At 56.6% G+C, this 15,243-nt stretch carries 8 protein-coding genes; 6 read left to right on the forward strand and 2 right to left on the reverse strand.

From position 1 onward, the window contains the following. Nucleotides 1–191: 191 nt before the first annotated feature. A complete protein-coding gene (locus tag Pla52o_RS24250; RefSeq protein ID WP_146597227.1) occupies nt 192–3,404 on the reverse strand; it encodes an efflux RND transporter permease subunit in 3,213 nt (1,070 codons plus the stop codon). A 91-nt stretch (nt 3,405–3,495) separates the two neighbouring features. Beyond that, nucleotides 3,496–4,731, reverse strand: a complete 1,236-nt coding sequence (locus tag Pla52o_RS24255; RefSeq protein ID WP_197169477.1) for an efflux RND transporter periplasmic adaptor subunit — start codon at nt 4,729–4,731, stop codon at nt 3,496–3,498. A gap of 621 nt (nt 4,732–5,352) precedes the next feature. On the opposite strand from Pla52o_RS24255, the gene Pla52o_RS24260 reads away from it, so the two are divergent. The 6 genes from Pla52o_RS24260 (at nt 5,353) to Pla52o_RS24285 (ending at nt 15,192) form a co-directional block, all read left to right on the forward strand. Beyond that, entirely contained in the window at nt 5,353–6,072 is a 720-nt protein-coding gene (locus tag Pla52o_RS24260; protein WP_146597229.1) for a YebC/PmpR family DNA-binding transcriptional regulator, read from the forward strand. A 334-nt stretch (nt 6,073–6,406) separates the two neighbouring features. Then, nucleotides 6,407–7,879, forward strand: a complete 1,473-nt coding sequence (locus Pla52o_RS24265; RefSeq protein WP_146597230.1) for an SDR family oxidoreductase — start codon at nt 6,407–6,409, stop codon at nt 7,877–7,879. 160 nt (nt 7,880–8,039) lie between these two features. Next, on the forward strand, nt 8,040–9,470 hold the full coding sequence (locus Pla52o_RS24270) for a Gfo/Idh/MocA family protein (RefSeq protein WP_146597231.1): 1,431 nt from the start codon (nt 8,040–8,042) through the stop codon (nt 9,468–9,470). Between the two features lie 176 nt (nt 9,471–9,646). Beyond that, nucleotides 9,647–10,801 (forward strand): SGNH/GDSL hydrolase family protein, encoded by a 1,155-nt coding sequence (locus tag Pla52o_RS24275; RefSeq protein WP_146597232.1) that lies wholly within the window; start codon nt 9,647–9,649, stop codon nt 10,799–10,801. Between the two features lie 114 nt (nt 10,802–10,915). Then, a complete protein-coding gene (locus Pla52o_RS24280; protein WP_146597233.1) occupies nt 10,916–12,238 on the forward strand; it encodes a dipeptidase in 1,323 nt (440 codons plus the stop codon). Between the two features lie 59 nt (nt 12,239–12,297). Then, complete coding sequence (locus Pla52o_RS24285; protein ID WP_146597234.1) at nt 12,298–15,192, forward strand: DUF1553 domain-containing protein; 2,895 nt, start codon at nt 12,298–12,300, stop codon at nt 15,190–15,192. Nucleotides 15,193–15,243: the final 51 nt, after the last annotated feature.

Below are 15,243 nucleotides of genomic sequence, written 5' to 3' on the forward strand. Positions count from 1 at the left end.
ACTGAGGATCTTCGAAGTGGAATGGGATTCGCCGAAACGACGCTGCATCAAGGCTGGGGGCGCGTCATTATACGCCCTGCGCCCCTCGCATGGGTTCCATCCCTTTGTTCGCCCCAAGCCGAAATCCGAGAGATCCTATGGAGGATTGCTCGCACTCGTCAAAGACCAACGTCTAGCTATGACCGCATGGTCTATTTGCGTCGCGATGCGAGTCGACGTGGAATCGCCGCAACATCGTCAAAGAAGGTATACAAGACAGGGATGGCAATCAGCGTGAGCACCAACGACAACGTTTGTCCTCCCGCAGCCAGAACGGCGATGGAGCGGCGCTCCTCCGCGCCAGGCCCCGTCGCGATCAGCAATGGCAACAAACCGGCAACAAAGGACAAGGTCGTCATCAAGATCGGACGCAACCGGTCACGGTTCGCTTGCATGATTGCGTCGTGTCGCTCGATCCCTTGTGAACGCAAGGCATTGGTATGGTCCACTTGCAAAATCGCCGCCTTCTTCACCACCCCAAACAATACCAAAATGCCCAGCGCCGAATACAGGTTTAACGTTTCGCCGCCCCAATACAAACTTAGCAAACCGAAGGGGACCGCTAACGGCAACGACAACAGAATGATAAGCGGGTAGACCATGTTCTCGTATTGTGCAGCTAATACGATGTACATGAACACGAAGGACATCAAAAAGGTCCAGCCGAAATCGGCGATCGTTCGGTCCAGTTCACGACCACCGCCGAGAGCCTCGCCACTGAACCCCATCGGCATCCCGATCTCCTGAGCGGCTTGCTTGATCGCTTCGGTACGATCTGCTAACGCGTAACCCGCCGCCACGTTGGCACGGACCGAAACCATCCGTTGGCGATTCAGTCGATCGATTCGTGACGCCGCCTTGTTGAAGGTAAAATCAACCACGTTGTCGATTCGTGTCAACGCATTTGAATTGGCCGTCCCCACCAACGTTTCAGAGGCGTCGTTCGCATTTGTTTGGGCCGCCGGATTGGTTCGTACGTACAATTGCGAGATCGAAGGCACATCGTTGCGGTCCATGCCGATCAAACGCAATTCAACGTCGTAAGCGTCGCCCGCCGAGCGATCCAGGTAACGTGACACTCGGTCGTCTCCTCCCACGGCAACCTGTAACGTGTCAGCGATCTCACGAATCTCAACGCCCAGCGCCGCGGCGCGTTCGCGATCAATCGAGACCAACAACTCCGGATTGTCGATTTGCAATGTCGAATAAACATCGACAATCCCCGGGATCGTCTGTGCCTTCTTGCGCAACTTCTCACTGAAGACTAACAATTGATCGGCGTCGGGACCGGTGATGGCAAAGTCAATGTCGACCGGGGCCCCTTGGCGTAGTGACGTCAGATTTCGAACGGAAACTCGAACATCGCTCAATGCCTTCAATCGTTTGCGGACCTCCCCCATCTTGTCTCGTTGGCTAAAATTGCCGCGAAAGGCTGCCCCAGGATCACCGGCAAGCAGCCCCTGCCACCATCGTGAAAGCGAAAATGTCCGCTCACGACTATCGATCAAGCGTACGTAGATCTGGGCTCGATTGACGTCGCCATAGCCACCCGTTCCCACCGAGGCCAAGACGGTTTCGATTCCATCGACACTCTGTAGGATTGCTTCGGCGCGATCGATCGTCTCTCGCATCGACAACAAGCTCGCCCCGGGTTTGGCTTCGGTGCGAATCTCAAACTCCGACTCGTCGACGTTGAGCGGCACATAATCACGGCGAACCCATTGGCTAAGCGGAACATTCGACGCGATCACCAACACGACCACCGCCAACACGAGCCAACGAAACCGCAGCGCCAAGGCGAGCAACGATAAATAGGCGTTCTCGATCATTCCGTACAGCCCGCGACGCGAATTCGGCGTCGGCTTTCCTTTGCCATCGGCCTTGTCGATCCGGCGGAGCAATTTGCTACACATCATCGGAGTGAGTGAAAAACTGATCAACATCGAAACCAAAATTGCGACCGTTGCCGTCACCCCGAACTCGAATAACAACCGCCCGGTCACACTCGATAGAAACGAGACCGGCAAGAAGACGATGACGAGTGACAACGTCGTCGCGAGCACAGCCAAGCCAATCTCTTTGGTTCCTTTGACAGCCGCCTCGGACGGCTCCATCCCCTTTTCTTCGATACAGTGAAAGACATTTTCGAGCACCACGATCGCATCATCGATGACAACGCCCACCATCAAGACCAGCGCCAACATGGTGACGTTATTGAGCGTGAACCCGAACCATTTCATGAATGCAAACGTGGCAATGATCGACGCGGGGATCGCGACCGAGGCAATGATCGTCGAACGCCACGAACGCATGAATAACAGCACGGTCAAACAGGCCAGGATGCTGCCTGAGATCAAATGTCGCTCGATTTCATGCAATGCCTCGACGATGTACCGCGATTGATCTTGGATAATCTCGACATGCACGTCGTCGGGAAGCAAGGCTTCACATCGGGGAAGCAATGACTTCACGCCGTCAATCACCGCAACGGTGTTTTGCCCACTTTGGCGTTGAACCTGCAACACCACCGCGGGGCTGCCGTTGAGCCGCGCGAGTGTCCGGACCTCTTTGGTCGCATCGTTCGCGGCCCCAAGATCGCTGAGCCGAACCGCGGTCTCGCCCACGGTGGCAACCACCAGATCGGAAAAACCACTCGAGTCCGCAACACGGCCGAGGGTGCGTAGCGAACGCTCTCGCAGTCCCTCGTCCATCCGCCCGCCGGGCACCTCCGCATTTTGCCGCGCTAAGGCGTCACGAACCTGCAGAATGGAAATCCCATAGGCGGCCAACCGTCGCGCGTCCACGTCGACTTGAATCGCTCGGTCCGCTGCCCCGGCGATCTGGACCTGCCCCACCCCACGTGAAGATTCGATCACATTTTTGACATAGCGATCGGCCAACACAAACAGCTCTCGCGGAGACCGTGGCCCCGAGACCGCGAGCGTCATGATCGGCGACGAATCAAGGTCCTGTTTTTGGATGATCGGTGGGTCGATGCCCGGTGGCAATCGATTGACGACGCTCGCGACCGCATCGCGGACGTCTTGGATCGCCGCATCAATGTCGCGATCCAGTTGCACGGTGATGATAACGAAGGAGCGTCCATCCGCAGAAATCGACCTAAGTTCGTCGATCCCGGCGACGGTCGCGACCGCGTCCTCCAACACCGAACTGACCTCCGACTCGACCTCTTCGGCTGCGGCCCCCACATACGTGGTCCGAATAAAGATCTGCGGTAAGTCCAGGTTTGGAAACCGGTCGACGCCAAGCTGCGGAAACGCAACGATGCCCGCCACGACAAAAGCCGTGACCAACATCAAAGCAAACACGGGGCGTTTTACGCAAACTTCAGCAAGCCAATACACGGTGGCGGTATCCTAGGAGGAGCGAAGGCTCGGGGCCGTCACAGATCGTGGGGGAATTTCAAAGCAATAGCGAATCGCGGACTTCACGAAGTCAGTTCGCTCCGAGGGGAGCCGTGATGGATGAATCGGCCAACGCCGGATCTAAGATCGGATTGACCTTGGCGACACGCCCTTCCGCGGCGTCTCGCAAAATCACATCACCGAGCTCCAAGCCCTGAACGATCTCTAAGCCCTGTTCACGTCGTGTCCCGATTCGCACCTCTTGCTCGACGCTCATGCCATCGACCACTTTCCATGCCTTCACCGCGCCGGCAAACTCAGTGATCGCCGATTCCGGCACCACTAAGGCTTCTGCATCAGGTTGGATCACGACCTCGGCTTCGGCGAACAAACCCGCGCGGAGCGATTGATCTTCGTTGTCAATCAACGCTTCGAAGCTCAGCGCGCGGCTACGTTGATCCAAGGCAGGGCTCACACGCGTGACGTGTGCCTTGCGAGGCTCGGCAACCGATTCGATTTGTAGTTGAATTGCTTGACCGACCTGCACGGATTGGGCGTATCGTTCAGGAACCGTGCCGCGAAATCGCAGCGGATGGGTACGAACGACGACCGCGACCGCTTGACCGACCGACAAATACGTTCCTGGCGCCACTTGACGGTTCAAAACAAATCCGTCCAACGGAGCCGGGATAACGGCGTCTTTCAATCGCTCGCGTGCCACGGCGAGCTCCACTTGGCGAAGCTCGATTAAGGCGATTTTTTCACGCACGCCGTTGACCGCCGAAGCGTAACGTGCTTCGGCAACACGTTCGGCTGCGGCAGCAAGATCGTACTCGCCTTGCGACATCGCGTTCTGTTTTTGCAACGATGCGATTCGCTCAAGGCTACTTTGCGTTTCTTTCCAAAGTGCCCGCTCCTGACGCACGGGGGGCGCGTTTTCAGGATCGAGTTTCTCGATCGGATCCCCCGCTCGCAACCCCACCGACGATCTCGCTTGTAACAGCTGAGCTTCCGCCTGTTGAACCTCCAATAGAAAATCTTCTTGGTCCAGGGTTACCAACGGATCACCGGCCTTGACGGCGTCTCCGACGTCTCCATGAACCTCCGCTACCCGACCGGCAACTTTGGCGCCGACGACCGATTGCTCATCTGCGTACAGACTGCCTTGACTGCGGACGGTTTTAGGCCATCGCGTCATCTGCAACGCAACCACATGCGCTTCGATGGTTTCCACCGCCTTGGCTTGACGTTCGACACTCTGCTCCTTCGGCGAGCCACAGCCGGCACATAGGAACACGCATATCACCGGTAGTGCAAGGAATCGCATGGGCATCAAGCCACCAAGTGGGAAGGGACACGGCAGGAAGGGGCAGGAACCTTCGCAAAGTTCCTGGGGGGGGGAGTCTCGCTTGCGATGCAGCATTATAGTCAAGAATCCTCCCTTGGAAACGTTGCGGCGGCAAAGAAACTTTCCCTGAGCGTTTCCGCTAACGCAGGCCCCGCGAGTCGAAGCCGAGCGGCCATGAAGCTGATACCCGAACGGTTCATCCAGACACTTCCCTCCTGCGTGCTCGTCCCTCCTGCTTACTCGTCGCCCCTTTTCAGCTCACGCCGATTCAAGCTTAAAAGCGTGCCGCGGCTTGAGCGGGACTCTCTCCATCCAGCTTGCTTCTGTGTACGGATGGCATTGTGCCCGCGTCGCCATGCTTTTTGCCCGGCAAGGCGACCAAGCGCTCAGAAAACGCCTGTGCATTGATAGGTTGCTGCGTTAAAACGATGCGAATGAAGACGGTTCGAAAGTTGGTTCGTCGTTCGCATTCCGCTTGCTCACCGCACCGCGATCGTGGGAGCCGCGGAATCCGTTTGCAAAGCAAAAGAATCGCGAATTGATTTATGTTCAACCGTTCGCCACTCCGTCATTGTCGCAATCATTCACGAAAGCACCGCCATGGGCAGAAGTTTTGAAGTCCGCAAAGTATCGATGGCCAAAACGGCCGCACAAAAAACCAAGGTCTACTCAAAGTACGGCAAACAGATCTACGTGATGGCGAAGAACGGCGGGGCACCGGCCGCAAATTCGGCATTGCGCAGTCTGATCGAGAAAGCCAAACGCGACCAAGTGCCCGCACATGTGATCGAAAAGGCTCTCGACAAAGCCAACGGTGTCGGGGGCGAGGATTACGTGGCGGCTCGCTACGAAGGATTCGGACCGGGAGGATCTTCGTTTATTATCGATTGCTTGACGGACAACAACAATCGCACCATCACGGACGTTCGAAATTGCTTTACCAAGACAGGCTCGAAGTTTGGCGCCCCCGGATCGGTCGCCCACGCATTTGAGCACTTGGCAATCCTCGCCTTCAAAGGCGAGAACACCGATCAAGTCCTCGAAGCGTTATTGTCCGCCGACGTCGACGTCACCGATGTGGAATGCGAAAACGGGCAAGTGACCGTATTTGCTCCTTCCACTGAGTTTGCCAAGGCGAAACAAGCATTGTTGGATACATTCCCAGACACCGAAATCGAAGTCGAGGAAATCAGCTTTATCCCACAAACGCGTACGGAGATTAGCTCCGACGATATGCCGATGTTCGACAAATTTGTCAACATGCTCAATGAATGTGATGACGTCCAGGAGATCTATCACAACGCGACGCTGCCAAGCTAACCACTTGCAAACGAGCCACGAAACGAGCCACTACAAGATTGCCGATGCTCACTCTGGGACGCTCGGGTTCGGGAAATCAAGCTTGATTGCCCCTCCCCCTCGTTGATTACGGTCTACGATAAGGGAGGCGGCTCCCTGCGCACGGCCGTTTGGGCCCATCCGCTCGTCCCCCTAAAAATGGCTCGTGCCCTAAGAAAGCCTCGGGCCCTAAGCAAGTCGTTCATTAAAAAAGCGTACCTTTCGAAGGTCGGATGTTGCGGACTCCCCAAAGGACCATGGCTGCGGAGCCCTTGATCTGGCGTCCGTTCCCAACTCGATGATTGAGTAGGTTAGCATGAATACGGTCTCAAAACGCGTCCTGCTCACGGGCGCAAGCGGTTATATCGGAGGCCGGTTACTTCCCCTGATCGAAGCGCGTGGCGTGAAGGTTCGCTGTCTTGCCCGCCGCCCCGAACATCTCCAATCACGCCTCGGTGCTGGCACCGAGGTCGTTGCCGGCGATGTGCTTGATGCCCCATCGCTGGACGGCGCCTTCGCGGGAGTCGACACCGCTTTCTATCTGATCCATTCGATGGGGTCGAGTGGATCATTCGAGGACCAAGACCGAGTGGCCGCCCGCAATTTCGCGGATGCGGCAAAGCGAGCCGGAGTCACCCGCATTGTGTATCTCGGAGGACTTGGTGAAGACAACGATGCACTCTCCGCCCATCTACGTAGCCGCCATGAAGTCGGCGAGGTCCTGCGTCAATCGGGATGTCAGGTGATCGAATTTCGCGCCTCGATCGTGATCGGCTCGGGAAGTCTTTCATTCGAGTTAGTCCGGGCGTTAGTGCAACGGTTGCCAATGATGATCTGTCCAAAATGGGTACGCGTGCAAGCTCAGCCGATCGCGATTGAAGATCTATTGCAATACCTGATCGCAGCGATCGATTTTCCTGGTTCGCAAAGTCGCACCTTTGAAATCGGCGGGCCCGACCAAGTCAGCTACGGCGAGATCATGAAAGAGTACGCACGGCAACGTGGGCTACGCCGCATCTTCATTTCCGTCCCCCTGCTAACGCCTCGGCTATCGAGTTTATGGCTCGGTTTGGTCACGCCAGTTTACGCTCGCATTGGCCGCAAGCTGATCGATAGCATGAAGAATCCCACGGTGGTCAAAGACGCCGCCGTACTCACGGAATTCCCAATCCAACCGCGTGGTTTGGCGGAGGCGATCCGTCGCGCACTGGGTAACGAAGATCACGATTTCGCTCAAACGCGTTGGTCCGATGCCCTCTCCTCTTCACGCGGGATGATGGCTTGGGGCGGCGTCCGATTTGGCAGCCGAATCATTGACTCTCGCACGGCATGGGTCGCGGTCCCACCCGCCCGGGCGTTTGCTCCGATCCGTAAAATCGGAGGCTCTCAAGGTTGGTATTACGCCAACTTCTTATGGACGATCCGCGGCTGGATGGATCTGGTGTGGGGAGGGATCGGACGCCGTCGAGCACGCCGCGATCCCGAGCATCTGCACGTTGGCGATGTCCTCGATTGGTGGCGGGTGGAAGCTTACGAGCCCAACCAACGTTTAAGGTTGTTAGCGGAGATGAAGGTCCCCGGCCGCGCCTGGCTCGAATTTGAAGTCCAACCGTGCAACGAGGGGACGACGATTCGGCAAACGGCGATCTTCGATCCCGTTGGGGTCATGGGACTTGTTTATTGGTATGGAATCTATCCGCTGCACGCCTTGGTGTTCCGCGGCATGCTACGCAACATCGCGATTGCCGCGGAGCGTCAAGCCGACCTCGAGAACGAATCCTCGCCCTAACGGCCCAAAAGGGGCGTTGGCTCATCGGGGGCACCGTTGATAATGCGTGAGACACGTTTTCTCGCTGAGCGACGGCGTCGCATGCAAACTGGCACGCCAGCTTGTATGATAGGCGGCTTGCCTCTCTCGCCCGAGTTCTCCCTCATTCGCAGAGTTCAACATGAAGTCACGTTCATCGCTTGCCCCCAACGTGCCCGCCAATCCGAGCGTCAATCCGAGCGTCCAACACAAGGTCGCCCCGAAAAAGCTCGCCCGACGTCAATTTTTGAAACAGGCCACCGCGACAACGGTCGCCACCGCAGGCGTGTTTGGATGTCCCGCGATTCTGCGGAGTGCTTCACCCAACTCCATGCTACAGGTCGCCAGCATCGGAGTGGGCGGAATGGGCCGTGCTACGATGAACAGCGTGGCCTCGCATCCCAAAGCGAAAATCACCGCACTCTGCGACGTGGACGCGAACTATCTCGATCAAGCGAGCAAAACCCACTCGGACGCATCGCGACACAAGGATTGGCGGGAAATGTTGGCCGAGCACGCTGACAAATTTGACGCAGTCACGATTGGGACCCCCGATCACATGCACGCCGCTCCGGCCGTAACGGCGATTCGTGCCAACAAGCATGTCTATCTGCAAAAGCCAATGGCCACCACATTGCACGAATGCCGTGTAATCACCAACGAAGCGGCAAAGGCCGGTGTGACCACTCAACTGGGAAACCAAGGTCGCTCGAGTATCGAAAGCCGGCTGACGGTCGATCTGATTCGTAGCGGTGTGATTGGCAAGATCAAGGAGGTCATCTTGTGGGAGAACAAGCCTCTGAGTTGGTGGCCCAAGAATACCGACATCGACGGTCCCGGTGATGCGGTTCCCGCTCACTTGGACTGGGACTTGTGGCTCGGCGTGCAACAGCCCCGCCCCTATTTCAAAAACACCTATCATCCCCAAACTTGGCGTGCCTGGTACGGATTTGGCGTCGGTGAAATGGGAGACATGGGATGCCACCATTTCGACATCAGCTTTGATGCCTTGAGATTGACCGCGCCTCTTCGCGTGCGTCAACTGACGCCCGGAAGCAGCGGCCCGCTGTGGGGCAAACAACGGCAGGTCGAGCTGGTCTTTCCCGGCAGCGATATGACCGCCCGTGATACCGTCAAATTGACATGGCACGACGGCGATCTTCGGCCCGATGCAAGCCGCATCACTTTGCCCAAAGGTGTCGACGAGTTACCCGAGTCGGGCACCTTTTGGGTCGGTGAAACGGGCTCAATTTACAAAAATTATCGCAGGGGAAATCCCGTCGTCTTACCGGAATCGAAATTGTCCGCCGACAAATATCCCAGCGGTTTTGCCAAACAGAATCACTACCACGACTGGGTCGATGGAGTCGTCGAAGGCCGCAAGCCTTGCGGCGACTTCAACCACGGCGGTCCGCTCACCGAATCGATCCTGGTCGGCGCGATGGCGGATCGCGTGAGTGGTGAATGGCTCGATTGGGATACGAAAACACAAACCTTTACCAATAGCCCCGCAGCCAACGCGTTGGTGCGACGCGAGTACCGCGACGGATGGAAGGTCGAAGGTCTCGGCTAACCCGCGACGGACAAGAGGCGGCGGCGCCCTTGCACTTGAGCAAACCGATTCCGCCAATCACCGTGATCACAAGCATCCGATCCGGCTCCGTGGCATCATGCCACGGAGCGTGAACGTCGCTGGTGGCCCCATCCCCAGTCGCTGTATGTCCCTTCATTCCCGCAAGAAAAATAAAAATGCTGACAATCTTGAACAAGCATCAACCGCTTCGCACAATCCTGCTCAGTTGGATGGTGCTCGTGGCGGGCATCGCTGCGGCCCAAGAGCGTCCCGCATGGCCCTATTCGCCCAAGTGGTTGCAACCGTTCTGGTTGGACGACGTCATGGAGGGAGAGTCGGTCTTGTTCATTCGCGATTCCGCGAGCGAAGCCGCTCGCGGATCGGTCTTGTTTCCGATCCAGGAGATCGTTTCAGTGCGTAGCTCGTCGGGCGAGACGACCTATGAACAGGGAATCGATTATCGTTTCGAGCCCGGATCCCGCGAGATTATCATTCCCGTTGGATCCCGAATTGTAACGACGCCCTCTTCGGAGTTGCGACGCCCTGCGAATTCTCAGCGGCATCGACTGACGCATCGCGATGGCAACGGGGAGATCCTGTTCGGCGCGACTCTCGAATATCACCAAATGCAGACGCAGGTGACTTATAAAAAGGCAAATAACGAATGGCCGGTGCCGATGGCGACGTTCGATCGAGCCGCGCTGCCGGTGACACTGAAGAAGCTAAGCAATCGCGAGCCGGTATCGATCGTGTTGTTGGGAGACAGTATTTCGACCGGCTGCAATGCATCGGCCTGGGGTAACGGGGCTCCCTTTCACCCCGCCTACCAAGACTTGCTCGTGCAACATCTAGAGGCACATTACGACACGCAGGTGACGTTGACGAATTTATCCGTGGGAGGAACTTCGACTCCCTGGGGAATTTCAAAGATCGAGGAAGTGGCGAAGCACAAGCCGGACCTCGTGATTTTGGCGTTTGGCATGAATGATTCCGCCGGTCACTCCGCCCAGACCTACGGCAAGAACACCGCGACGATGATTGCCAACACGCGCACCTTGCTGCCCAAGGCCGAGTTCATCTTGGTCGCGTCGATGCTGGGAAACCGCGATTGGATCACGCTGAACCACGACGTTTTTCCGCACTACCGAGACGAATTGGCGGCACTTTGTGCCCCCGGCATTGCTTTGGCGGATATGACCAGCGTTTGGAATGAGTTTTTAAAACGCAAGCAGGATGCCGATCTGACCGGCAACGGGGTCAATCATCCCAACGACTTTGGCCATCGCGTCTACGCTCAAGTCCTGTCGACCTTGTTGATCGATCCGCAATAACACTTCCGCCTCCAACGCTCCCTTTACCCTCCCCACGCGAAGCCCTCGCCTCATCGAGGCCGCTAGCCCGTTTGCTCACCTCATTCCCACCACGATCCAGAGGATTCATTCAAGATGTTCCATCGTCGCCAATTCATCGCATCCGTTGCGGGAGCTTCCGCATTGTCGCTGAGCCCAGGCCGTTTGTTTGCCGAAGCGAACACGACACGTGACCCGATGGGCGATTTAACGACGCGTTTGAATCCGAAGATCGAGAAATCACGTGAGGTAGCCCTTGGCATCCTGAAGCCTTCCGCCGCCGAACTCGAGCGAGGTTTGAAACTACACTCCGAATCGATTGTCTTTGATTCTTACGGTTTCGGACCGCGGGCCGCGATCGACGGTGATGCGATGGCCGCCGCCGTTGCGGACGGCGCGTCGGCCGTCGAACTAAAAGATCTGCATGAAGAAATGACGATGACCCGGTTCGCAACCGACCCAGTACAGGAGCAAGAATTCCGCGATGCTTGGCGTGCCTCGGGAGTGACCTGCGTTTTCAACAACGCCGGCGAAGAAGGACAAGACCCGCTGCGTTTGATCAAACGATTGGCTCGCCACACCTACACCACTGATCTGATGAAGGGTTTTGTTTTTAAAGCGGCGACACCGCGCGATGTGGAAACCGCCAAACAGCAAGGCCAACACTGTTTCTATTTGACCGGCAACGGCGTCCCCTTGGCCCAGCAATGGTTGTCGGTCGAAGAAGAACTTCGCTACCTCCGCGTGTTCTATCAACTCGGCATCCGGATGATGCACTTGACGTACCAACGTCGCAATATGATCGGGGACGGTTGCGGTGAAAAAACCGACGCCGGGCTGAGCGATTTCGGGCACCGCGCGATTGCCGAGATGAACCGCATTGGGATCATCCCCGACTGCGCTCATAGCGGCTGGAAAACAAGTCTAGAAGCCGCCCAAACCTCTTCGCGTCCGATGGTGGCTAGCCACTCCACCTGTGCTGCTGTCCATAACCATTTTCGTAGCAAACCCGATAATGTGATCAAAGCCATTGTCGAGTCGGGGGGCTTTATCGGAATTTGCTGTATCCCTCGCTATTTGGGGGGCAGTGGGGATATCTCCGCGTTACTGGATCATATTGATTACGCGATCAAGAAATTTGGTCCTGATTCGGTCGCGATCGGTACCGATGTCGCCTACATGTCGCAACTCTCGGGGGTCGAGCAAGCCAAGGTTCCCAAGCGTTCCAAACAACGCGCGACGTTCCAAACGCTGTGGCCCAAAGATAATTTCAAGACGACCGGTCAAATGAATGAAAGCATTGCGTGGACCAATTGGCCGCTCTTCACTGTCGGGTTAGTTCAACGCGGTCACAGCGACGACGTTATTCGCAAGGTGATTGGTGGAAATGTCATGCGTGTTATCGACGCATCCATGTGAATTTTGGTATATGATGAACACCCCGCCTGCATTTTCGTCCACCTGCCCCCACCTAGAATATGCACATTCACCGCACCGTTGCTTTGCTGTATGCGTTCATTGTGCTGATCCCGTTGACGGGATTTGCCGCCGAATCGCTGACATTTGAAAAGGATGTCCGCCCGATTATGAAAGCACATTGCTTCCATTGTCACGGCGAAAGTGGTGTTAAAGAGGGGATGCTCGATGTACGTTTACGGCACTGGATTCTAGCAGGGGGGGATTCGGGCGAAGCGATCCAGCCTGGCGAGCCCGACGAATCGCTGTTGTTCGAACGGGTGGTTTCAGGCGACATGCCGCCCGGCGACAAGAATCTTTCGGACGCCGATATTGCGACGCTGCGTGAATGGATCGTTCAAGGTGCGAAAACGGCTCGCGACGAACCGGAGTCGCTGGACGATGGCGATTACATCACCGAAGAAGAACGAGACTTTTGGTCTTTTCAACCCATTGTGCGGCCCGACGTCCCGCAGTTCGAAAACCAGACGGTCGACAACCCGATCGACGCGTTTATCCTCAAGCGACTTAAACAAGAGGGGCTTTCGTTTTCGGCGACCGCGGATCGTTACACCTTGATTCGCCGTTTGACGTTTGATCTTTGGGGGTTACCTCCAGAGCCTGAGATGGTCGATCAGTTCATTCACGATCCCAGTCCGGACGCCTACGCGAATCTGGTTGATCGACTACTTTCATCGCCCCGCTATGGCGAGCGTTGGGGCCGACATTGGTTGGACGTCGCTGGCTATGCGGATTCCGATGGGTACACGAACCGCGACATCGAGCGTGAATTCGCCTACTTCTATCGTGACTACGTGATCGATAGCTTCAACGATGACAAACCATTGGACCAATTTGTTCGCGAACAATTGGCTGGCGATGAATTGGATGCGGAAGCGGGTGGCTCGGACTCGATGACGCCGGAGCGGATGGCTCGACTAGCGGCAACCGGTTTTCTACGGATGGCTGCCGACGGTACCGGCAGCGGTGGAATCGACCGCGACCTTGCCGTGAACACCACGATTGCCGATACGATCGACATTGTCTCGACCTCCTTATTGGGACTAACGGTGGGTTGTGCTCGTTGTCACGATCACCGTCATGATCCGATTAGCCAAGCGGACTACCATCGTTTTCGCGCCATCTTTGACCCGGCGCTCGATTGGAAAAAGTGGAAAGCGCCAATGCAGCGTCGGGTATCCATGTACACCGACGAGGACAAGCGACTACGCGCTGCGGTCGAAGAACGAGCGAAAGAAGCCACCGCTGCACGTAACCAACGCCAACAAGAACACATCGACCGCACGTTGTACGAAGAGTTGTTGGTCGTTCCGGATGAGGTGCGAGAGCAGTTAAAGGCTGCCTACCAAACCGAGAAAGCCAAGCGGACGCCTGAGCAAATTGCGTTATTGGAAGAGTATCCAAGCGTTGGCAACATCACCCCCGGTTCACTCTATCTGTACGCCCAACAACGTGCCCGCCGCGCTGGCGACATTGAAAAGGCCGCTGCCGAACGCGAATCGCGTTACATTGCCGAAGCGCAACAGCAGCAACTCGCCAAAGTGCCCGCCGAGAAACGCGGCGCCGTAGAAGCATTGATCGCGGTTGCCCCCGAATCGCGGACCGAAGCTCAGCAAGCGTTAGCGGCTGAGTATCCCGAGGTGTTTGTGACGGCCGAATCGCTTGCCACGATCAATGCGGAGCGATTTGCTGAACTCAAACGCTACCGTGACGCCGCGGCGATCTGTCGAGCCACGGACGCGAAAACCGAACTCGCCGAGATGCAGGCCGGGATTGTGGAAATTCGCAGTACTGCCCCTAAGGAAAAATTCCTAAGGGTGCTCACCGAGCCTGCCAACCACACCCCGGACTCCCATTTGTTCATTCGCGGAGACCACAAACAACTCGGTCAAAAACTCCCCCCTGATGAATTGACCGTACTGAAGTCATTCACCCCGGTGAAAATCGAAGTGAATGATCCGAACCGGCCCACCACCGGTCGGCGACTGGCGTACGCTCGTCATTTGACCAACGGCAAACACCCGTTGTTGGCTCGAGTTCTAATGAATCGCGTTTGGCTTCATCATTTTGGTCACGGGATTGTGGATACGCCCGGTGATTTTGGCTACTTGGGCGCCAAGCCGACTCACCCGGAATTGTTGGATTGGCTAGCCGATGAATTAATGCGAGGTGGATGGAGTCTCAAGCGGATGCACCGCATGATCCTATTGACGACCACTTACACCCAAGATTCGCTGCGCAGCGAGGAACTGGACCGCATCGACCCCGACAACCGGCTGTACGCACGCATGTCGATTCGTCGATTAGAATCCGAGGCGATCCGCGACGCGGTACTGTTAGCCAGTGGCGTGATGACGGATACCCTGCACGGTCCCCCGGTTCCGGTCAAAGAGGACGCCGTTGGCCAAATCGTGCTCGGCGAACAAAAACTTGACGGGGAACGCAAGCCGACCGGAGAAGACAAGGACTTCGAAGGGCTCTCGCGACGCAGCATTTACGTCCAAGTGCGTCGGAGCCGACCGTTGGCAGTATTGGAAGCGTTCGACATCGCCACCGTGGCTCCGAATTGCACGCAGCGTAATTTTTCCAATGTCGCGCCCCAATCGCTGCTGATGATGAACAGTCAATTTGCGATCGAACACGCCGAGAAACTGGCTGACCGCTTGATCCAAGCCGATAGCGAAGTTTCGCAACAGCTGTCGCTGGCTTGGAAACACTGTTTCGGAAAAACGATCGAGAATTCCGTTCTCGTCGAATTGATGGAGTTTGTCGATCAACAAACTTCCGTGTTTCGCGCACGCGATGCGAAATTGGCTCCCGAAGCCGCCCATCGGCTCGCCTTGGCCACCGCGTGCCAAGCGATGTTTAGTTCCAATGAGTTTCTGTACGTTGATTAACTGCGTCGCTTTGGATAAGAACCGACCGCGACGTTTTAAATAGCAGCCTAC

The sequence above is a fragment of the Novipirellula galeiformis genome (assembly GCF_007860095.1).
Classification (GTDB): Bacteria; Planctomycetota; Planctomycetia; order Pirellulales; family Pirellulaceae; genus Novipirellula; species Novipirellula galeiformis.